24 protein-coding genes are annotated in these 21,424 nt (G+C 36.0%); all 24 read left to right on the forward strand.

Features of this window, described 5'->3' with window-relative positions:
* Positions 1-32 precede the first annotated feature (32 nt).
* On the forward strand, positions 33-1,628 hold the full coding sequence (fliF, locus tag KHA87_RS04400; RefSeq protein ID WP_213092885.1) for a flagellar basal-body MS-ring/collar protein FliF: 1,596 nt from the start codon (positions 33-35) through the stop codon (positions 1,626-1,628).
* Positions 1,629-1,640: 12 nt separating this feature from the next.
* Positions 1,641-2,654 (forward strand): flagellar motor switch protein FliG, encoded by a 1,014-nt coding sequence (gene fliG, locus KHA87_RS04405; RefSeq protein ID WP_213092886.1) that lies wholly within the window; start codon positions 1,641-1,643, stop codon positions 2,652-2,654.
* Positions 2,647-3,399: a flagellar assembly protein FliH gene (gene fliH / locus KHA87_RS04410; RefSeq protein ID WP_213092887.1), complete on the forward strand. Its 753-nt coding sequence runs from the start codon at positions 2,647-2,649 to the stop codon at positions 3,397-3,399. Before fliG ends, fliH begins: the two co-directional genes overlap by 8 nt.
* On the forward strand, positions 3,396-4,715 hold the full coding sequence (gene fliI, locus KHA87_RS04415; protein ID WP_213092888.1) for a flagellar protein export ATPase FliI: 1,320 nt from the start codon (positions 3,396-3,398) through the stop codon (positions 4,713-4,715). Before fliH ends, fliI begins: the two co-directional genes overlap by 4 nt.
* Before the next feature lie 2 nt (positions 4,716-4,717).
* Positions 4,718-5,158: a flagellar export protein FliJ gene (gene fliJ / locus KHA87_RS04420; RefSeq protein WP_213092889.1), complete on the forward strand. Its 441-nt coding sequence runs from the start codon at positions 4,718-4,720 to the stop codon at positions 5,156-5,158.
* Positions 5,159-5,173: 15 nt separating this feature from the next.
* The gene (locus KHA87_RS04425) at positions 5,174-5,749 is read left to right on the forward strand and encodes a MotE family protein (protein WP_213092890.1); all 576 of its coding nucleotides are present in this window, start codon (positions 5,174-5,176) and stop codon (positions 5,747-5,749) included.
* A gap of 39 nt (positions 5,750-5,788) precedes the next feature.
* Positions 5,789-7,105, forward strand: coding sequence for a flagellar hook-length control protein FliK (locus KHA87_RS04430; protein WP_213092891.1), 1,317 nt, complete (start codon positions 5,789-5,791; stop codon positions 7,103-7,105).
* Positions 7,106-7,113: 8 nt separating this feature from the next.
* Complete coding sequence (gene flgD / locus KHA87_RS04435) at positions 7,114-7,752, forward strand: flagellar hook assembly protein FlgD (RefSeq protein WP_213092892.1); 639 nt, start codon at positions 7,114-7,116, stop codon at positions 7,750-7,752.
* A gap of 14 nt (positions 7,753-7,766) precedes the next feature.
* Positions 7,767-8,162: a TIGR02530 family flagellar biosynthesis protein gene (locus tag KHA87_RS04440; RefSeq protein ID WP_213092893.1), complete on the forward strand. Its 396-nt coding sequence runs from the start codon at positions 7,767-7,769 to the stop codon at positions 8,160-8,162.
* Between the two features lie 88 nt (positions 8,163-8,250).
* A complete protein-coding gene (locus tag KHA87_RS04445) occupies positions 8,251-9,423 on the forward strand; it encodes a flagellar hook protein FlgE (RefSeq protein WP_213092894.1) in 1,173 nt (390 codons plus the stop codon).
* A 45-nt stretch (positions 9,424-9,468) separates the two neighbouring features.
* A complete protein-coding gene (locus KHA87_RS04450) occupies positions 9,469-9,690 on the forward strand; it encodes a flagellar FlbD family protein (protein WP_213092895.1) in 222 nt (73 codons plus the stop codon).
* Positions 9,677-10,105, forward strand: a complete 429-nt coding sequence (gene fliL / locus KHA87_RS04455) for a flagellar basal body-associated protein FliL (protein ID WP_213092896.1) — start codon at positions 9,677-9,679, stop codon at positions 10,103-10,105. The genes KHA87_RS04450 and fliL overlap by 14 nt, the downstream gene beginning before the upstream one ends.
* Before the next feature lie 34 nt (positions 10,106-10,139).
* The gene (fliM, locus tag KHA87_RS04460; protein ID WP_213092897.1) at positions 10,140-11,138 is read left to right on the forward strand and encodes a flagellar motor switch protein FliM; all 999 of its coding nucleotides are present in this window, start codon (positions 10,140-10,142) and stop codon (positions 11,136-11,138) included.
* The gene (gene fliY / locus KHA87_RS04465; RefSeq protein WP_213092898.1) at positions 11,125-12,315 is read left to right on the forward strand and encodes a flagellar motor switch phosphatase FliY; all 1,191 of its coding nucleotides are present in this window, start codon (positions 11,125-11,127) and stop codon (positions 12,313-12,315) included. Before fliM ends, fliY begins: the two co-directional genes overlap by 14 nt.
* A 19-nt stretch (positions 12,316-12,334) precedes the next feature.
* Complete coding sequence (locus KHA87_RS04470; protein ID WP_213092899.1) at positions 12,335-12,697, forward strand: response regulator; 363 nt, start codon at positions 12,335-12,337, stop codon at positions 12,695-12,697.
* A gap of 79 nt (positions 12,698-12,776) precedes the next feature.
* The gene (locus KHA87_RS04475; RefSeq protein WP_249310122.1) at positions 12,777-13,445 is read left to right on the forward strand and encodes a flagellar biosynthetic protein FliO; all 669 of its coding nucleotides are present in this window, start codon (positions 12,777-12,779) and stop codon (positions 13,443-13,445) included.
* Complete coding sequence (gene fliP / locus KHA87_RS04480; protein WP_213092900.1) at positions 13,438-14,103, forward strand: flagellar type III secretion system pore protein FliP; 666 nt, start codon at positions 13,438-13,440, stop codon at positions 14,101-14,103. Before KHA87_RS04475 ends, fliP begins: the two co-directional genes overlap by 8 nt.
* Before the next feature lie 14 nt (positions 14,104-14,117).
* Complete coding sequence (gene fliQ / locus KHA87_RS04485; RefSeq protein WP_213092901.1) at positions 14,118-14,387, forward strand: flagellar biosynthesis protein FliQ; 270 nt, start codon at positions 14,118-14,120, stop codon at positions 14,385-14,387.
* 4 nt (positions 14,388-14,391) lie between these two features.
* Positions 14,392-15,168, forward strand: a complete 777-nt coding sequence (fliR, locus tag KHA87_RS04490) for a flagellar biosynthetic protein FliR (protein ID WP_213092902.1) — start codon at positions 14,392-14,394, stop codon at positions 15,166-15,168.
* A complete protein-coding gene (flhB, locus tag KHA87_RS04495; protein WP_213092903.1) occupies positions 15,165-16,247 on the forward strand; it encodes a flagellar biosynthesis protein FlhB in 1,083 nt (360 codons plus the stop codon). Before fliR ends, flhB begins: the two co-directional genes overlap by 4 nt.
* Positions 16,248-16,293: 46 nt before the next feature.
* The gene (gene flhA / locus KHA87_RS04500; protein WP_213092904.1) at positions 16,294-18,330 is read left to right on the forward strand and encodes a flagellar biosynthesis protein FlhA; all 2,037 of its coding nucleotides are present in this window, start codon (positions 16,294-16,296) and stop codon (positions 18,328-18,330) included.
* Positions 18,327-19,472, forward strand: coding sequence for a flagellar biosynthesis GTPase FlhF (flhF, locus tag KHA87_RS04505; RefSeq protein WP_213092905.1), 1,146 nt, complete (start codon positions 18,327-18,329; stop codon positions 19,470-19,472). Before flhA ends, flhF begins: the two co-directional genes overlap by 4 nt.
* Entirely contained in the window at positions 19,469-20,344 is an 876-nt protein-coding gene (locus KHA87_RS04510; RefSeq protein ID WP_213092906.1) for a MinD/ParA family protein, read from the forward strand. Before flhF ends, KHA87_RS04510 begins: the two co-directional genes overlap by 4 nt.
* The gene (locus tag KHA87_RS04515; protein WP_213092907.1) at positions 20,344-21,423 is read left to right on the forward strand and encodes a protein-glutamate methylesterase/protein-glutamine glutaminase; all 1,080 of its coding nucleotides are present in this window, start codon (positions 20,344-20,346) and stop codon (positions 21,421-21,423) included. Before KHA87_RS04510 ends, KHA87_RS04515 begins: the two co-directional genes overlap by 1 nt.
* The last annotated feature ends 1 nt before the right edge of the window (position 21,424 follow it).

A 21,424-nucleotide genomic window follows, 5' to 3' on the forward strand; every position in this document is an offset into this window, starting at 1 on the left:
GATAATAGTGATATGTGACTCGGGGGAAAGAAATGAATGAGAATGTGAAAAACTTCTTTAATAGAATAAAAGAATACTGGCAATCGCGAACAAGTAATCAAAAAAAGATTGGTATTTCAGCAATTATATTTATACTTTTACTTATTTCGATCATTACCTATTTTAGTACTAAAACCACTTTGGTACCTCTCTATAGCAATCTTGAGCCATCCGAAACAGGTTCGATTAAACAAAGCTTGGATGCGAAAGGGATCAAGTCGGAAATTAGTGATAACGGTAAGACGATTAGTGTTCCAAAACAAGATGTTGATAATCTTAAGGTGGAGTTAGCGTCAGAAGGTATTCCGAAAACTGGGAGTATTGATTATTCTTTTTTTAGCCAAAATGCTAGTTTTGGAATGACGGACAATGAGTTTAATGTAATTAAGCTCGATGCAATGCAGACAGAATTGGCAAATTTAATTAAACAAGTGGATGGTGTGGAATCAGCAAAGGTTATGATCAATATGCCTGATAAGGGAATCTTTGTGAATGATCCGAACCAACAAGCATCTGCATCGATTGTTTTAACAACAAAACCTGGATATGACTTTAGTGATAAACAAATTAAATCACTATATAACCTAGTATCCAAAAGTGTTCCGAACTTACCTACCGATAATATCGTCATCATGAACCAGAATTTTGAGTATTTTGATTTAAATAATGACAATAATAATTCGACAGGAAGTTCATTTGCACAGCAAATGGATATCAAGCATCAAATCGAAAGAGATATTCAAAGACAAGTTCAAACGATGCTAGGTACTTTAATGGGCTATAACAAAGTTGTAACAAGCGTGACGGCGGATGTTGATTTCACCCAAGAAAATACGGACGAGCATTTAGTAGAGCCAGTTGATAAGCAGAATATGAAGGGAATTGCGGTCAGCGCACAAAAAATCACGGAAACATATTCCGGAAATGGTAGTGCTGCGGGAGGCATCCCTGGTACAGGAAGTCCTGCTGACTCTGGTTCAGGAACTTATGTACAAAACGGATCAAATGGAAATGGTGACTACGAAAAGATTCAAGAGACAATGAATTATGAAGTAAATAAAATTCATAATCAGATTGTGCAAAGTCCATATAAAATACGTGACTTAGGTATTCAGGTTATGGTTGAACCACCAAACCCTAAAAATCCAAATTCGTTGCCGCAGAGCCGGATTGATGATATCAATAAAATCTTATCTACCATTGTTAGAACTTCTATTGATAAGAGCTATGGAAATAATCTTTCGAACCAAGCAGTTCAAAATAAAATAGCTGTTTCGGTTCAACCATTCAATGGTAAAGCAACTACTAGTCAAGTGAGCAAATCAGGTATTCCTTGGTGGGTTTATGTTATCGGTGGAATATTACTGTTGATCATTATAGTATTAATTTTCTTTATGCTTCGTTCACGACGGAAAGATGAAGATGAAGAAGATGAATCATTTGTTAGATCAGAGCCAATTCATATCGCAGATATTAATGAAGAACATGAAACTGAAACAAGTCTCCGTAAAAAACAATTGGAAAAAATGGCTAAAGATAAGCCGGATGAGTTTGCAAAATTATTACGTACATGGATATCCGAAGAATAGGGGGGGAAGCGATTGGCAAGTAGAGAAAAAGGTTTAACCGGTAAACAAAAAGCTGCTATCCTTCTTATTTCTTTAGGACCTGATGTTTCTGCATCTGTATACAAGCATTTAACAGAAGAAGAGATAGAAAAGTTAACTCTTGAAATTTCCGGCGTAAAAAAAGTAGCTTCTGAAACAAAAGAAGAAATACTGGATGAATTTCATAACATAGCATTAGCTCAGGATTACATTTCCCAAGGTGGTATCGGCTATGCAAAAACTGTACTCGAAAAGGCGCTTGGAGCAGATCAAGCTGCAACGATAATCAATCGATTAACTTCCTCCTTGCAGGTTAAACCGTTTGATTTCGCCAGACGTGCAGAGCCGTCACAAATATTGAATTTCATACAAAATGAGCACCCGCAAACGATAGCGTTAATTCTTTCTTATTTAGAGCCAGAAAAAGCAGGGCAAATATTGTCCGAATTACCGCAAGATGTACAAGCAGATATAGCACGAAGAATTGCTATTATGGACCGTACATCACCGGAAATCATCAGTGAGGTAGAAGCAATTCTAGAGCAAAAATTGTCTTCTACTGTCACACAGGATTACACGCAAACAGGCGGAATTGAGGCTGTAGTGGAAGTGTTAAATGGAGTAGACCGATCTACGGAAAAGACCATTTTAGATTCCTTAGAAATTCAAGACCCAGAGCTTGCGGAAGAAATTAAAAAGCGTATGTTTGTATTCGAAGATATTGTTACGCTTGATAATCGTTCTATTCAAAGAGTTATACGTGAATCTGAAAATGAAGATCTATTATTATCACTTAAAGTATCCAGCGAAGAAGTTAAGGATGTTGTATTCCGAAATATGTCAACTCGTATGGTTGAAACCTTTAAGGAAGAAATGCAATATATGGGACCTGTAAGATTAAGAGATGTTGAAGAAGCTCAATCTAGAATTGTAACCATTATTAGAAGATTAGAAGATGCTGGTGAAATCATCATTGCTCGTGGTGGAGGAGATGACATCATTGTATAAAGTTATTAAGTCTTCTAATGGTGGAGTGCTCCCCGGCAAAGTAATTGGAATAAAAGAAGTAGTTCCTGCAGGCAATCTAGAAACAGATCCAGATCTTGACGATAGGAAGCAAAGAATTCTAGAGCAATTTCAAGATAATGCTGCCAGCATTATTCAAGAAGCAGAACAACAGGCACAAAGATTAAAAGAACAAATCATGCAGGAAAGAGAACAATGGGAACATGAAAAGCAATTGCTAATAGAAGAGGCCAGGAAAGCAGGATTCGAAGAGGGACTTCAGCAAGGGAGAAATCAAGGCTACGAAGAATACGGAAATTTATTAGATGAAGCAAATCAGATAGTCGATCAAACAAAGCATGAATTTGTAAAGTATATTGAGGATTCGGAAAAAGTGATCTTGGATTTGGGGATTAAAACGGCAGAAAAAATATTATGTCAATCCATCGAGGAAAATCCAGAACGATTTTTTCCAATTGTACGAGAAGCTGTCAAAGAAGTAAGAGAAAATCAAGAAATCAAAATTATCATTCATCCATCCAAATATCCATTGATTATATCCAGAAAAGATGAATTGGATGCGTTAATGGCTGGTCATACTCAATGTTATGTTTATGGAAATGAACAATTAAAGGAAAATCAATGCTTAGTGGAAACCGAAAATGGGCGAATTGATGCAAGTACGGACAGTCAGCTTAATATGCTCCATGAAAAGCTATTGGAGCTTTTAGAAGGTGTACATTCATGAAAGCAGTCGAACTTTTATCGCGTATTTCAACTATAGAGACGTATAAGCGTTTTGGGAAGGTAAATCGTGTTGTTGGTCTAATGATTGAATCAGTAGGTCCGGAAAGCTCAATTGGAGAAGTGTGTTACATCCACGTAGGAGGTAAAACACAAGGCAGAAAAATTATGGCAGAGGTAGTTGGTTTTAAAGAAGAAAATGTAATTTTGATGCCTTATACGGATATTCAAGAAATATCTCCTGGTAGCTTAGTGGAGGCTAGCGGACATTCATTAGAAGTAAAAGTCGGAAATTCTTTAATAGGCAAGGTCATTGATTCACTTGGAAATCCGCTCGATAATTCGCCATTGCCTAAAGGTTTAAAAGCGATAAGAACAGAACAGGCACCTCCAAACCCATTGACTCGCCCCCCTATTACGGAGGAAATTGAACTCGGGGTTCGTGCAATCGATAGCCTACTTACGGTTGGAAAAGGCCAACGCGTAGGTATCTTTGCAGGAAGTGGTGTTGGAAAAAGTACTCTTTTAGGAATGATTGCTCGTAATACAAAAGCGGATTTAAATGTAATTGCTCTAATAGGGGAACGTGGCCGTGAGGTTAGGGAATTTATCGAACGAGACCTTGGCCCAGAGGGGCTGGCAAGATCCATCGTCATTTGTGCAACATCGGATCAGCCAGCACTGATGAGGATAAAGGGTGCCTTTACAGCTACTGCCATCGCAGAATATTTTCGGGATAAAGGTCTTAATGTCATGTTTATGATGGACTCTGTAACGCGTGTCGCGATGGCGCAGCGAGAGGTTGGACTAGCAGTAGGGGAACCTCCGGCAACGAAAGGATATACCCCATCTGTATTTGCTATTTTGCCGAAATTATTAGAAAGAACAGGAACGAATCAAAACGGGACCATTACAGGTATTTATACCGTTTTAGTAGATGGCGATGATATGAATGAACCCATTGCAGATACAGTTCGTGGAATACTTGATGGACATTTCGTATTGGATCGTGCTCTAGCTAATAAAGGCCAATATCCAGCTATTAACATCTTAAAGAGTGTTAGCCGTTTAATGAATCAGCTTACAACGGAGATGCATAAGCAGGCATCAGAAAAAGTACGGGATCTTTTGAGTACGTATTTGAATGCGGAAGATCTAATTAATATCGGAGCCTACAAACGCGGGAGCTCACAGGAAATTGACCTAGCGATCGAAATGTATCCACAAATCATTTCCTTTTTAAAACAACGCACGGATGAAAAAATCACGATGAATGAAAGTATAGCTTCTTTAATAAATCTTGCTGAAAACGGTGAATGATGATGAAGTATCATTATAAATTCGAAAAGGTTTTAACCCTTAAAGAACGAGAAAAGGAAGAGGCATTATCAATCTATCAAAATGCTGTTAAAACCTTCGAAGAAGTGGCAGAAGAACTATATCGTTTACTTAAGAAGAAGGAAGATTTGGAACAATTTCAAGCGAAAAAATTGCAGTCAGGCTTTGCAGTCCAAGAAATTAGACACTACCAGCGCTTCATAGTGAATATGGATAAGACTATTTCGTATTACCAGGAACTTGTTCTTAATGCCAGAAACCGCATGAATTGGTGTCAGGCTCAGCTAATAGAAAAAAATGTAGAAGTTAAAAAATACGAAAAAATAAAATTGAAGGACTATGAAAAATTCCTTGAACTTCAAAAGCTTGAAGAGGATAAATTAACGGACGAAATTTCTACAATACAATATTTTCAGCGTTCTTAGAAATTAGGTGATTGCATGGCAAAGGAAGAAGCGTTAACGGAAGAAAAATCAAGTAAATTTCTGTGGTTTGTATATGTCGTAATCATTCCTTTATTATTTGCTATTGTGGTAGCCTTAATCGTTTCCACACTAGCAGGTGTAAATGTATTTGAAAAAGCAAAAGAGCTTGGTGAAAAGACACATTTACTTTCATCTAGTAAAAATGTTACCAGCAGATCAAAAGCAGATGAGGATAAAATTATTAGCTTAAATGCTGAAATACAAAACAAAGACACACAAATTGCAAATTTACAAAAACAATTAGACAGTAAGGATAACGAAAAACAGCAGCTGCTGCTGGAACAACAAAGACTAGAGGAGCAGATAGCCAGCTTGCAAAAAAGTCAGACGAAAAGCACGAAGAATTTTAAGGAAATTGTTAGTTCATATGAAGCGATGAATCCGAAAAGTGCCGCGCCAATTTTGCTGCAAATGAAAGATGAAAATGCTGTAAAAATACTCTCAAAATTGAGCTCTGAGACATTAGCGAGCATTTTGGAAAAGATGCCTGCTGACCGGGCAGCAAAATACACGGAGTTGCTTGGACGCTAATCTAGTTTTAAGCGAAGGCACTTGAAAGGAGGTGAAACAATGAATATCGCAATGCTTCCATTAGGTTCTATTTCACAATCAGCACCTACAGGCAAAAATAATGCACAGGCTGGAGATTTAAAGAACGCATTTTCTACTATTTTGCAAACACAATATAGTAAAACGACTCCAAATGAAAATGATACTGTAGAAAATCTGGCTGATGTCCTTAAAGAAATCTTACAGATTTTAAAAGAAGGTTTACCGAATTCAAATGGGCTGGAATTTACTAATAGTAAAACTATCTCAGATGAACAAATGAGTGGATTGCTAGGCATGACAAAAGAAGATTGGAAAAAACAGTTGGATGATTTAATGGTCAGTTTACAAAGCTTATTTGCAAATTTTCCACCATTCACTGCTCAATTAAAGGAAGTAAATCTTTCTTTGAAGGATAATAATCTTTTGCAAGGTATGTCAGAGTTCGTAGCAGCATTTTCCAAATTACCAGCGGAATTATTACAACAGCTTAAGGGAAATCAACTGCAAACTTTTGCCCAAAATGTGAAAGCTGCTGAAACAATTGCAAAAACCATTGACTTATCGATGGGGGATATTAAACAACTAACTAGATTAAAAGATGGATTGCAAAACATTATTTCAAAAATGGAAGAGTTAGTGAAAAATAGTAAGCTAAGCACTCAAAATTCAATACAAGATAATAGTTTTTCCTCTTTATTAAAGGATCAACAAAGCATCGGTTTTAGACTAAAAGATGTGAATTTTTCCGGCCAGTTAAATCAGTCAAAGGTGCTTACTGAAAATTCCGAACAACAAAGTACAGATTCTGCAGTTCAACCATCTTTGGTTGCAAATATAATGAACCCTGCTTCTAAATTAGAACAATTTGTGATTCACGTTGGGAAAGAAAATGCAACAGCGAACTTAAATTATAATGAGTTTGTTAAGGAACTTTCCAATATTCTTGCGAAATCACAGCTCACAACCGGTTTAAATGGTTCAAATAAGTTATTTATAAAGCTATATCCTGAACATTTAGGTTCCATTAGAATTGAGCTATTGCAAGATAAAGGCATGATAACGGCTAAGATGTTTGCGAGCAACGGAAATGCCAAAGATTTATTAGATTCCGGAATTCATCAGTTGAAAGAAGCTTTTACAATGCAAAATATCCAAGTGGATAAGATTGATGTCATCTATGGTCAGAATGAAGCGCAAAAATTTAGCCAGCAGGATGCAAAACAACAATCCGCAAACCAACAGAATTCTGAAAAGCAAAAGCAAGAAGCTGATGAAGAGAATGAATCACAGTTTTCTAATTTATTGAATGAAAGCATATTAGAAAAAATTGTATAGGTGATGACATGGGAAACACAATTGATCCAAGCTTGTATTATTCCAACAAGCAAGCAACCGATAGAAAAACGGGACAGGATATTTTAGGGAAAGATGACTTTTTAAAAATCCTAATGGTCCAATTACAAAATCAAGATCCATTAAATCCAATGCAGGATAAAGATTTTATTGCCCAAATGGCTACATTTTCTTCACTGGAGCAAATGACCAATATGAATCAAGCGATGCAACAGTTTATTGATTCACAAAAGCAAAGTCAGTTGATTGATTATACACAATTTGTAGGTAAAGAGATTACTTGGCATAAATCTACTCCGAGTGATGATCCAAACGGTCAGCCAACCATTACACAAGGCACGGGGATTGTAACTGGTGTTCGTTTTGTAGACAATGCACCTAAATTTATTATGGATGACGGAACTACTTTAGATCCTGCAAATATCTCACAGGTAAATACCGTTTCAAGAGATAATTCTTTAGTACAAGCTAGTTATTTAATAGGTAAAAAGGTTACCTGGATGGATGATCAAAAGCAAGAAATTTCTGCAACCGTCAAATCAGTATCTTTTAAAGATGGAGATACACTATTGGAATTAGATAATGGTCAAAAAATCAAAACGAATCAATTAACAAAAATCGAAAATTAAAAGGATGTGGTTGAATGGTGAAGCCCTTTATTCAACAGGTACCATTACAGCCAATTACGTCTAGAAATGGTTTGCAAAAGCCGACTAATCAAGGTTTAAAGGTAACAGCACCTTTTGCACAGCATTTTAATGATGCATTAAAAGAAAGTGCTCAGCAATTAACGATAAGCAAACATGCTAGTCAAAGAATGGAGCAAAGAGGCATCAAGATTGATCAGCCCCTTTGGGATAAGATAGCTTCCAGGGTGATGGAAGCAAAGCAAAAAGGCGTGAATGAATCGTTAGTTTTAGTGAAGGATGCTGCCCTTATCGTAAGTGCCAAGAATCAAACAGTAATTACCGCCATGGATAAAAATGAAGCAAGCTCACAAATCTTCACCAATATTTCCGGCGCCATTATTGTCGATTAAATAGCAGCTGGACCCTCTGGGAAGCTGGTACTGTGGAATGACAGAAGCAGTAACTAAAAAAATGTAATCATGAGAGGAGTAAAACAAAATGCTACGTTCAATGTACTCAGGTATTAGCGGAATGAAAAACTTTCAAACAAAATTAGACGTAATTGGGAACAATATCGCAAACGTAAATACATACGGCTTTAAAAAGGGTCGTGTAACCTTCAAAGATACGATGAATCAAACAATTTCAGGTGCAAGTGCAGCGTCAGGAAATTTGGGTGGTAAGAATCCAATGCAAGTTGGACTAGGTTCAACTTTAGCATCTATCGATATTATTGATACCCAATCCAGTTTACAAACAACAGGGCGTCCACTCGATTTGGCTATTGATGGGGATGGGTATTTTGTAGTCAAGCAAGGTAACCAAACACTTTATACACGTGCTGGTAATTTCTATTTAGATAATAATGGAACACTTGTAAATAGTGATGGATTTAAAGTTCAACAATTTGTAAATGGTGTGTTAAAAGATATAAATATTAATGTCAACTCTATACTACCTGCTAAAGCAACAACGCAAATAGATATAGTGGGTAACATTCCAAATAATGCCAATGGTGCTACTAGCAATACACAACAAGTAGAAGTAGTAGATAATAATGGAGTAAGTCACGTTTTAAATATGAATATTGCAAATCAACCAGCACCTAATTCTGATACATGGGATATTACTTTTGCCGATAGTACTAACCCTGGCGTTCCATTAGGTAAATATCAATACAGTGGTGGTGGCTTAACTACTACTACTCCATTAAGTTTACCTTATGGTGGTACGCAGAATGTTGCACTTGATATAACAAAACTAACACATGGTCCGGACAATCTTTCCGCTATGGGAAATCCAAACGGTAATCTTCAAGGTTCACTTGAAAGCTTCAATATTGGATCGGATGGTGTCATTAATGGTGTGTTCTCAAACGGTCTAAATATGTCATTAGGAACTCTTGCAATTGCAAAATTCAGCAATCCAGCTGGTTTACAAAAAGCTGGCAATAACACCTTCATTTCAAGTGTAAACTCAGGTACAGCTAATGTTAATACTGCTGGAAATGGACGTGGTTCTATCGCTTCCGGTTCACTTGAAATGTCCAACGTTGATTTATCTGAAGAATTCACTGACATGATTGTTGCTCAACGTGGATTCCAGGCAAATACAAGAATTATTACAACATCGGATGAAATTCTGCAAGAGCTTGTTAATTTAAAACGTTAAGATAGGGAGGGACAGGACTAAGGCTGCCCTTAGTCCTGATTTTTAGTGATTAATGTTACAAGATTAAATGGCAAGAAATTTCATTTAAATGCTCTATATATAGAAACAATTGAATCCTTTCCTGATACAACTATTACCTTAACAAACGGACATAAATTTGTTGTCCTGGAAAGAGTAGAGGAAATAGTAGAACAGATTAGGTTATTCTACCAATCTATCAATATATTAGGAAGAACCAATATGGGGGGTGCCGATGATGAAAAATAAAATGCTGACGACAATGATGATAATACTTCTAGTAATCTTATTAGCAGGAGCAGTTGCAATTATTGTTATTTATAAATTAGATCATTCAAGTGCTAATAAAGCACCTTCCATTGATGAGGTTGTAAAGCAATCAGTTGATGTGCCTGAGATTACGACAAATTTAAAGTCCAACAATTTTATTAAAATCTCCTTTAAGCTAGAAACAAATAGTACAAAAGCACAAAAGGAACTGGCGAAGAGAGATTTTCAAGTAAAGAATATTATTATTGACCAGTTATCAGAATTAAGCCCAAATGATTTGCAAGGCCAAAGTGGCAAGGATAAATTAAGAATGGACTTAAAAGATGCAATTTCAAAAATTATGCAAGATGGTAAAGTTGTAAATGTATATATCACCTCTTATGTTATTCAATAAAAAATGAACCGCATACTAAAAGGAGGTGGAAACATTGTCTGGTGAAGTATTATCACAGAATGAAATAGATGCTTTGCTTTCCGCTCTTTCAACCGGTGAGATGAATGCCGAGGATATTAAGAAAGAAGAAGAAGCAAAGAAGGTTAAAGTATATGATTTTAAAAGAGCACTACGGTTTTCCAAGGATCAGATACGAAGCCTGACTCGTATCCATGAAAATTTTGCAAGATTATTAACTACTGTGTTCTCTGCACAATTAAGAACATATGTGCAGATAAGTGTGGCATCTGCCGATCAAATTCCTTATGAAGAATTTATTCGTTCGATTCCAAAAATGACGATACTAAATGTATTTGAAGTTCCTCCATTAGAAGGCAGAATATTAATGGAAATTAATCCTAATATCGCATACGCCATGATGGACCGTGTTATGGGCGGAAAAGGAACCAGCGTAAATAAAGTTGAAAATCTAACAGAAATTGAAAAACGGATAATGTCTAATTTATTTGAACGGGCATTTGAAAATTATCAGGAGGCCTGGTCAAATATTGCGGAAATTGAGCCGTATCTCGCCGAATTTGAGGTGAATCCGCAATTTTTGCAAATGGTTTCGCCAAATGAAACAGTAGTAGTAATTTCAATGAACACTACAATCGGTGAAGCAACTGGAATGATTAATTTATGTATACCACATGTCGTTCTGGAACCGGTAATTCCGAATCTATCCGTTCATTATTGGATGCAGGCCAATAATAAGGAAAAAGAACCAATGGAAACAGAATTAATGGAAAAGAAATTGAAAAACGCATCTATTCCATTAGTTGCTCAATTAGGTGGTGCTGAAATTACCATTGAAGATTTCTTAAATCTAGATAATGGGGATATCATCCCGTTGGTTCAGAAAATTGATGATCCAATAAAAGTTAATATAGAAGGAAGCTCTAAGTTTTTAGGACAGCCTGGCATTATTGGAAAAAGAATGGCTATTCAAATTCTTGAAGTACTAAAAGGGGGGGATGATGACTATGAGTAATATGCTTTCACAAGAAGAAATTGATGCCCTATTAAAAGGAACTGCTGATGACAGTAATGAGGAACAAGATATAAATGTGGAAGAGCATTTATCTTTAATGGAACAAGATGCTCTAGGCGAAATTGGCAATATCTCATTTGGAAGCTCGGCAACAGCCCTTTCAACATTGTTATCCCAGAAAGTAGATATTACCACACCAACAGTGTCCATTATTAAAAGGGATAAATTACAGGATGAATTTCCGCATCCTCATGTTGCTATCCAAGTAACATACACAGAAGGTTTTACTGGAATGAATCTTTTAGTAATAAAACAATCAGATGCTGCTATTATTGCCGATTTAATGCTAGGGGGAACTGGTGAAAACCCTGGTGCAATGATGGATGAAATCCAGCTTAGCGCTGTGCAGGAAGCAATGAATCAAATGATGGGTTCAGCAGCAACATCCATGTCTACCGTTTTTAACAAACGTGTTGATATTTCACCGCCACTTGTTGATATAATAGATTTTGCACTTGGATCTGGGACAGACTCCATACCAAACCAAGATCTATTAGTAAAAATATCTTTTAGATTAAAAATTGGTACATTAATAGATTCTTCCATCATGCAGGTAGTGCCTTTAGATTTTGCGAAAAGCTTGGTTTATGATTTGATGAATAATGATCAGTCTGCTAATTCATCATCTGAACAAGTGCAAACAGAACCAAATGTAATGTCTGAACCTGCAATAAATAATGCAATGACAGGAGCAACGGAGTCAAATAGTTATCCGCATCCTGTTCAAAATACGGTTCAACAAGGCGGATCATACTCGCCTCCAACAAATCAAGCGAAGGAAAAACAACAGCCAAACATCAGCGTTCAGCCAGCTGTATTTTCCAGCTTTGAAGAGGTACCTGTTCAAATACCAGAAACAAAGAATCTTAATATGCTTCTAGATATTCCGTTACAGGTAACAGTTGAATTAGGAAGAACAAGCAGAACGGTTAAGGATATATTGGAACTTGGTTCAGGATCCATAATTGAATTAGATAAACTTGCAGGTGAGCCTGTAGATATTTTGCTTAATAATCAATTAATTGCCCAAGGTGAAGTGGTAGTTATTGATGAAAATTTTGGAGTTCGAATTACAGAAATTGTGAGTCAATCAGATCGAATCAAAAAATTAAAATGAGGTTAGCGAGGGAAAGGTAATGGCAAATAGAATTTTAATCGTAGATGATGCAGCATTTATGAGAATGATGATTAAGGATATTTTATCGAAAAATGGCTTTGAAGTAGTTGGGGAAGCTGCAGACGGAGCACAAGCCGTTGAAAAATTTAAGGAATTAAAGCCGGATCTAGTGACAATGGATATTACAATGCCTGAAATGGATGGTATCACTGCTTTAAAAGAAATTAAAGGTATGGACCCTAATGCGAAAGTGATTATGTGCTCTGCAATGGGTCAGCAAGCAATGGTTATCGATGCGATTCAAGCAGGTGCAAAGGATTTTATCGTGAAGCCATTTCAAGCTGACAGGGTAATTGAGGCTATTCAAAAAACACTATCATAATCTAAGGCTTTTATTTGAAGCCTATCAATTTCATAGGCTATTAAAGTATACGGCCTGTTTATAAGAAGGTGTCTAAAGATTGTTTAGAAATACAATAAAAATATTGATGGTCCTCTTTTTATTCATTCCTCTGTGTGGACAACACCAAATTGTCCATGCAGAGTCTATATATGTAAAAGATTATTATGGTAAAGATAAGAATCAAAAGACTACCACTAAATCGAATATTTCACCAAAAGATACCCAGGTAAATAGTGATTCCAGTAGTCCTGTTATCTCGTTCTGGGATGTTACGAAAATGATTTTCGCACTTATTCTAGTCATTGCATTATTATATTATCTATTGAAATTTATTAATAAGAAAAGCCGATCGTATCAGCAAAATCGATTTGTCCAAAATTTTGGGGGCACTTCTTTAGGTGGGAACCGCTCCTTACAAATCGTTAAAGCTGGTAAACGAATATTAATTTTAGGCGTAGGTGAAGATATTCGACTTTTAAAGGAAATAGAAGACCAGCAAGAAATTGATGATTTTATGAAACAATATGAAGAGCAAACGGAACATTCCATAGAACCTAAAGATATTGTCAGTAAAATTGCAAAACGTATTAACGGTTATAAAAAGAATGTTGAAGGATCCCAGCCGTCTTTTCAAAATTTGTTAAAAGAACAACTACTTAACATTAAAAAGGATAGAAAAAACATGATAAAAGAGTTCGATAAGAAGGAGAAAAATTCAGATGAATGAATTCATGAGTTATTTTAATAATAGTTCACCTGACCATGTTTCAACGGCTGTGAAATTATTTCTTCTTTTAACCGTTCTTTCTTTGGCACCGAGCATTCTTATTTTAATGACTTCATTTACGCGGATCGTTATTGTTCTAGGGTTTGTAAGGACGTCACTTGCAACACAGCAAATGCCTCCGAATCAGGTTATTATCGGATTATCCTTATTCTTAACATTTTTTGTTATGGCACCAACCTTTCATCAAGTAAATGATCAAGCGTTGACACCATTATTTAATGATAAAATTACATTAGAAGAAGCTTATGATAAAGCTTCTGTTCCTTTTAAGGAATTTATGAGTAAATATACAAGGCAAAAAGATTTACAGCTATTTTTGGATTATTCCCATGCAAAACAACCGGAAAAAATAGAGGATATTCCGATGACAGCACTTGTCCCTGCTTTTGCAATAAGTGAGATAAAAACAGCTTTTCAAATTGGCTTTATGATTTTTATTCCTTTTCTTGTTATTGATATGGTCGTAGCAAGTGTGCTGATGTCCATGGGGATGATGATGCTGCCGCCTGTAATGATCTCACTGCCCTTTAAAATATTGCTATTTGTGCTTGTAGATGGTTGGTACTTAGTGGTCAAATCATTATTACAAAGCTTTTAGAGTAGGTGAATAAATTGAACCAAGAAATGGTTGTTTCAATAGCGGAAAAGGGAATATACATTACACTCATAACGGTTGGACCATTATTAATCATAGCCCTATTAGTCGGACTAATTGTTAGTATTTTTCAAGCAACAACCCAGATTCAGGAACAAACACTTGCCTTTGTACCGAAAATAGTAGCTGTTTTAATTGGCATTATCTTCTTTGGGCCTTGGATGCTGAGTCATATATTATCTTATGCTAGTGATATATTTTCCAATTTAACAAGGTATATAGGATAGTCAAATGGAACACCTTATTCCGTCTTTTTCGATATTCTTATTAATATTTATGAGATTATCAGCATTTTTTGTAACAATGCCGCTATTCTCTTATCGGACGATTCCTGCGATGCACCGTATCGGTTTTGCAGTAATACTAGCATGGTTAATGTATTATTCTATAGACGCACATTCATTTGTTATCGATGGAAAATATATACTATTAATTATTAAAGAAGCTATGGTAGGGCTCTTCATTGGTTTTATTGCCTATTTAATTGTATCAGCTGTTCAAATAGCAGGAGGCTTTATCGACTTTCAAATGGGTTTTGCGATTGCGAACGTATTGGACCCCATGACAGGGACACAAAGTCCATTAGTTGGGCAATACTTATATAGTTTTGCTATTTTACTTTTACTCGGTATCAATGGTCATCATCTTATTTTAGATGGTATTTTTTACAGCTATCAGTTTATTCCAATTGATAGAATGATCCCATATGGCGATCCAAATTTAGCCGAATTTGTCATCAGGACATTTGGGAAGATGTTCGTTATTGCTTTTCAAATGTCGATTCCTGTCGTGGCCGCGTTGTTTTTAGTCGATGTAGCATTGGGAATTGTAGCGCGAACTGTCCCGCAGCTTAATATATTTGTAGTTGGATTTCCGATTAAAATAGGAATTACCTTTATCATACTAGTCGTGGTAATGGGCGTTATTTTTGGCGTTTGTCAGCACTTATTCCAATATATGTTTTATTCAATGAGAGATTTAATGAAATTAATTGGGGGATCATCATGAATTGGATTCATTTAGATTTGCAATTTTTTTCTGGTGATAAAACAGAGAAGGCCACCCCAAAGAAACGGCAAGACGCGAAACAAAAAGGTCAAGTAGCTAAAAGCCAGGATATAAATACGGCTATCGGTTTACTAGCTGTTTTTATGTTCTTATCATTTGGAACATCTTTTATTGGAACACATCTTTTTGGGATTTTGCGCCATTCCTTTCAAGATTATATGTTAATGGATCTGACAGAAAATAATTTACAGAAAATAACGTTAGATCTTCTGAAAGAGGTTGCCTATATAATTGGGCCCATATTTGGAGTTGCACTTATCGCTGGTGTTGTATCAAATTTTGCCCAAGTGGGTTTTATTTTTACAACCGAATCCCTGCAGCCAAAATTAGAGAAATTAGATCCCATTAAAGGATTTAAACGTATCTTTTCGATGAGGGCAATCGTTGAATTATTAAAATCTGTTTTGAAAATTTTGTTTGTAGGAACAGTAACGTTTATCGTTTTATGGAGACGGATGAATGATGTATTAAGTCTCTCCTATAAATCGATTGGCGATTCCTTAGTAACGATAGGAAGCCTTACTCTTCAAATGGGGTTTGCGGCTTCTATCGCATTATTATTTCTAGCAATTCTTGATTATTTATATCAAAGATTTGATCATGAAAAAAATCTACGAATGTCAAAGCAGGATATCAAGGATGAGTATAAAAATTCTGAAGGGGACCCATTAATAAAATCAAAAATTAAGCAAAGGCAAAGAGAAATGGCAATGCGCCGAATGATGCAAGAGGTCCCAAAGGCAGATGTCATAATTACGAATCCAACTCATTACGCTATTTGTTTAAAATATGATGAAAGTGCAAGAGAAGCACCTTTTGTTATTGCAAAAGGAGTTGACTTTGTTGCTCAGAAAATCAAAATGATTGCCAATGAACATGAGATTATCATGATTGAAAATCGTCCATTGGCAAGGTCGTTATACGATCAAGTTGAAATAGGAGATACCATCCCAGAAGAGTTTTTTAAAGCAGTAGCGGAAATTTTAGCTTATGTATACCGCATTAAAAATAAAATCTGATGCGTTTATGAAATAGATAGATGTTAGGAAGTAGGGGGAAATTTTTATGGCAGCAAGAGATATGTCCGTTCTAATAAGTGTAATAGTTATTGTAGCTATGTTGATAATACCTTTTTCAACATGGATATTAAGTATTTTGATTTTAATTAATATCTCTCTTGCCCTCCTAGTATTATTAACTTCTATGAATATGAAAGAGCCATTGCAATTTTCTGTATTCCCATCTTTATTATTGCTTTTAACTTTGTTTCGATTAGCTCTTAACATTTCTACAACGCGTGCCATCTTAACAAAAGGAGAGGCTGGCGGGGTTGTTGAGACATTTGGAACCTTTGTTGTTGGCGGGAATATATTAGTTGGTCTTGTAGTATTTTTAATCCTTATCATAATTCAGTTCATCGTTATTACAAAAGGTTCGGAACGTGTTTCTGAGGTGGCAGCCAGATTTACCCTAGATGCAATGCCAGGTAAACAAATGAGTATCGATGCTGATTTAAACGCTGGTATGATCTCGGATCAAGAGGCAAGACAACGAAGAGAAAAGGTAGGCCGAGAAGCGGATTTTTATGGAGCGATGGATGGTGCGAGTAAATTTGTTAAAGGAGATGCAATTGCAAGTATTATTATTGTAGCTATCAATCTTATTTTCGGAATTATTATTGGGATGACCCAGCAAGGGCTTGGTATAGCGGAAGCAGCTCATCGCTTTTCGTTATTAACAGTAGGTGACGGTATTGTCAGTCAGGTTCCTGCCCTATTAATCTCAACTGCAACAGGTATTGTGGTGACCCGTGCAGCATCTGATGGCAATCTTGGTAGAGACATCATTTCACAATTAGTTGCATTTCCTAAAATGCTTTATATTGCTGCAGCAACCATTTTTATACTTGGGATCGCGACACCAATTAATGATGTATTAACGATTCCAATTGCTGGTTCCCTTGCTATTGGTGCATATCGATTATCACGTGTACCAAAGCAGAATGAAGAAGAGATAAAAGAAATGGAAGAAGTCATTCAATCCGATGAAATGAAAAGTCCAGAAAGTGTTATTAACCTACTTAATATTGATCCGATAGAATTTGAATTTGGGTACGGCTTAATACCGCTTGCAGATACGAATCAAGGCGGGGATTTATTAGATCGTATTGTCATGATTAGAAGGCAACTTGCTCTAGAGTTGGGAATCGTTATTCCAGTTGTTCGAATTAGAGATAATATTCAACTCGAACCAAATGAATATAGATTAAAAATTAAAGGAAATGAAATGGGACGCGGTGAATTATTGCTGGATCATTACTTGGCCATGAGTCCGGGGATGGATGATGACATGGTTGAGGGCATAGATACAGTTGAACCATCATTCGGCCTTCCTGCAAAGTGGATAACGGAGTCGGCTAAGGAACAAGCTGAAATTTATGGTTATACTGTTGTTGATCCTCCATCTGTAGTATCAACGCATATTACAGAAATATTGAGAACAAACGCTTATGAATTACTGGGAAGACAAGAAACCAAGCAGTTAATAGATCATGTGAAGGAAACTTTCCCTATATTAGTAGAAGAAGTAACTCCGAATCCGCTCTCTGTTGGCGAAATTCAAAAAGTGCTGCAGAAGCTTTTAAAAGAACATGTTTCAATTAGAAATTTAACGATTATTTTTGAGACATTGGCTGACTTTGGAAAAATGACATCTGATACCGATCTACTTACGGAATATGTTAGACAAGCTCTTGCTCGTCAAATTACTAATCAATATGCCGAAGATGGTAATACTTTAAAGGTAATCACATTATCCGGAAAAATTGAAAAAATGATTGCAGATGGGGTACAACAAACAGAGCATGGAAATTATTTGGCTATAGATCCAACAGATTCTCAAAATATGCTGGAAGCCGTTGCGAAGCAGGTGGAACAGCAGTCAGCCATTGGCATACAACCTATTATCTTATGTTCACCAGCAGTCAGAATGTATGTACGTCAAGTTACGGAACGTTATTTTCCACAGGTGCCTATTCTATCATATAACGAATTGGAAGCAAATGTTGAAGTCCAAAGTATAGGGGTAGTGAATATAGAATGAAAGTAAAAAAGTATATTGCTGGTAACATGTCAGAAGCGATGAAACAGATTCGAGCAGAACTTGGTGACGAAGCAGTTATTTTAAATTCAAAAGTGACACATAAGCGCGGATTTATAGGATTATTTAGAAAAAAGCAATTTGAGGTCATTGCCGCTGTAGATCCAGAGTCTAGTGTTTCTCAAATAAAGTATAAAGAAAAACCTTTGATGAAACAAAATACAGGATCACATATCGTCAATGTAAGTGAAAAAGAAAAATTAAATGACGATTTGATTCAAAAAGAAATTCTGGATTTGAAAAAAATGGTAAGGGAACTTTCGAAGAGTACGGCAACAATCTCGCTGGAACATTATCCGACTTTTATACAATCATTTCTAATAATACTGGAAAAACAGGGACTATCTCAAAATTATATTCAGGCAGTTGCCAATCATCTCCTTGAAAAGTGGCGCACCTCTGGAAAAGAACCAGAACAAACAGATGTATGGAATTGGGGAAGAGATTATCTTGAGTCCCTCCTGGCTCCTCTCTATAAGAGAGTAGCTAAATCCAAAAAATATATTAATTTAGTAGGTCCAACAGGAGTCGGCAAAACAACCACATTAGCAAAAATGGCCGCTAATGCAGTTATTGATAAGCAACAAAAGGTTGGATTTATTACGACAGATACTTATCGGATTGCAGCCATCGAACAATTAAAAACATATGCAAATTTGTTAAATGTACCTGTGGAGGTTATCTATAATATGGATGACTTTCATGAAGCTCTCGATAAATTTAACGATTTTGATTTAATTTTTATTGATACTGCTGGTAGAAATTATCGTGAAATGCAATATATAGACGAGCTTAAAAAGGTAATTGATTTTAGAAAAGAAATTAAAACCTATCTCACCATTAGTTTAACAATGAAAGAGGAAGATATTAAAGCTATATTGGAAGGTTTTAGCTCTATTGAGGTGGACCATTTTATTTTCACAAAATTGGACGAAACAACTTCCTATGGCTCAATGTTGAATATTATGATGGATTCTCAAAAAGGGGCTGCTTATTTAACATTTGGTCAGGATGTTCCGGATGACATTGAAGAGGCATCACCAAAAATGATTGTAAATCATTTATTTGAAGGTAAAAGCAAATGAGAGACCAAGCGGAAAAATTACGGGAAAAACTAATGAATAAATATAGGCAATCAGCTAAAACATTGGCCATTGTTAGTGGAAAAGGTGGAGTCGGTAAATCAAATATTGCGATAAATATTGCCTTACTACTAGCGAATCAAGAAAAAAAGGTTTTATTATTTGATTTTGATATCGGTATGGGAAACGTCCATGTTTTACTAGGTGCAGACGGGAATAAATCTATATCCGATTTTTTATATCGCGATATCCCCATAGAAGAGATTATTTACACTGGACCGAATAATGTATCATACATTTCAGCGGGTAATGGATTTTCGAATATTATAGAATTAGACAATGATATGGTTTCACGATTAATTGGAGGATTAGAGCATCTTCAGAATCTTTACGATTATATCATTTTCGATATGGGAGCGGGTGCCACTAGCTCTAACTTGCAAATACTTCTATCCGTTGATGATATTATTGTGATAACAACACCGGAACCAACATCGATAACAGATGCTTACTCCATGATGAAATATATAAGTATTCAGGACTCAGCCAATCGTTTTTTTCTTATCTGCAATCGAGCAGATAATGAAAAGGAAGGAATGTTCGTACTAGAAAAATTGCAATTAACAGTTAATAAATTCCTTGATAAAGAAATTTATCTTTTAGGAGTTTTACCGGAGGATCAGCATGTTAGAAAAGCGGTAAAACTACAGGTTCCTTTTTATCAAGCTTTTCCAGCCTCCAGTATTTCCTTTAAGCTCGAGAAAATTGTCGGGAAGTATTTAGGAAAAGAAGAAAAAATGACAAGTCAGCATAGCACAGCAAACCGATTTATCCGGAAATTCCGTAATTTTTTCTTTGAAAGGCAGGGTCAATAATGGAAAAGATTAGAGTACTTGTAGTAGATGATTCTGCATTTATGAGAAAACTAATTTCCGATATTCTTCAAAGTGATTCCAATATTGAAGTAATTGGTACATCCAGAAATGGATTAGATGCCATTGAAAAGGTGAAAAAATGGAAGCCGAACGTTGTAACCCTTGATATTGAAATGCCTATAATGGACGGCCTTGAAGCACTGCAAAGGATTATGAAAGAAAATCCAACTCCTGTTATCATGCTTTCCAGTACAACTAAATTGGGAGCGGAAAATACGATGACTGCGATGCAGTATGGTGCGATTGATTTCGTAACAAAACCATCTGGTAGTATTTCTCTTGATCTTGAAAAAGTGAAAGAGGATTTGATACAAAAAGTAAAATCAGCCCGTCTCGTAAACATTCAAAAATTGAGGTTTTCGGCGGAAGTAAAAAAAGTGCCTAAGTTAGCTATAAAAAATGATTTTGATTCGATCAAACGAAAAACCAGTGATTGGAACAAGGAAAAAAGTAAATTAGTTTGCATTGGGATATCTACAGGCGGACCTCGAGCATTGCAGCAACTCTTAACAAGCTTGCCAGCGTCTCTAAACGCACCTGTAGTAATCGTCCAGCATATGCCTGCTGGTTTCACAAAATCATTAGCAAACCGCTTAAATGCACTTAGTCAAATCCATGTAAAAGAGGCTGAGGATGGGGAGTTGCTTAGGATGGGAACAGCTTATATTGCTCCCGGTGATTACCATTTACAAGTAAAGCAGCTCGGTACAAACATTGTCATCAGCTTAAATCAATCACCTCCTTTAAATGGACATAGACCATCTGTAGACATTATGTTTCAATCTATCAGTCATTTGTCGAATTATGATAAAATTGCAGTAATTATGACAGGAATGGGTTCAGATGGGGCACAAGGTTTGATAGAATTAAAGAAAAAAGGAAATGTCAAAGCAATAGCTGAATCAAAAAACAGTTGTATTGTTTTTGGAATGCCAAAAGCTGCCATTGCTACTAATCTAGTAGATGATGTAGAAGACTTGGAAAATATTTCGAAAACAATTATGAACTATTTGTCCTAGA

This window comes from Bacillus sp. FJAT-49736 (assembly GCF_018343615.1).
Classification (GTDB): Bacteria; Bacillota; Bacilli; order Bacillales; family Bacillaceae_C; genus Margalitia.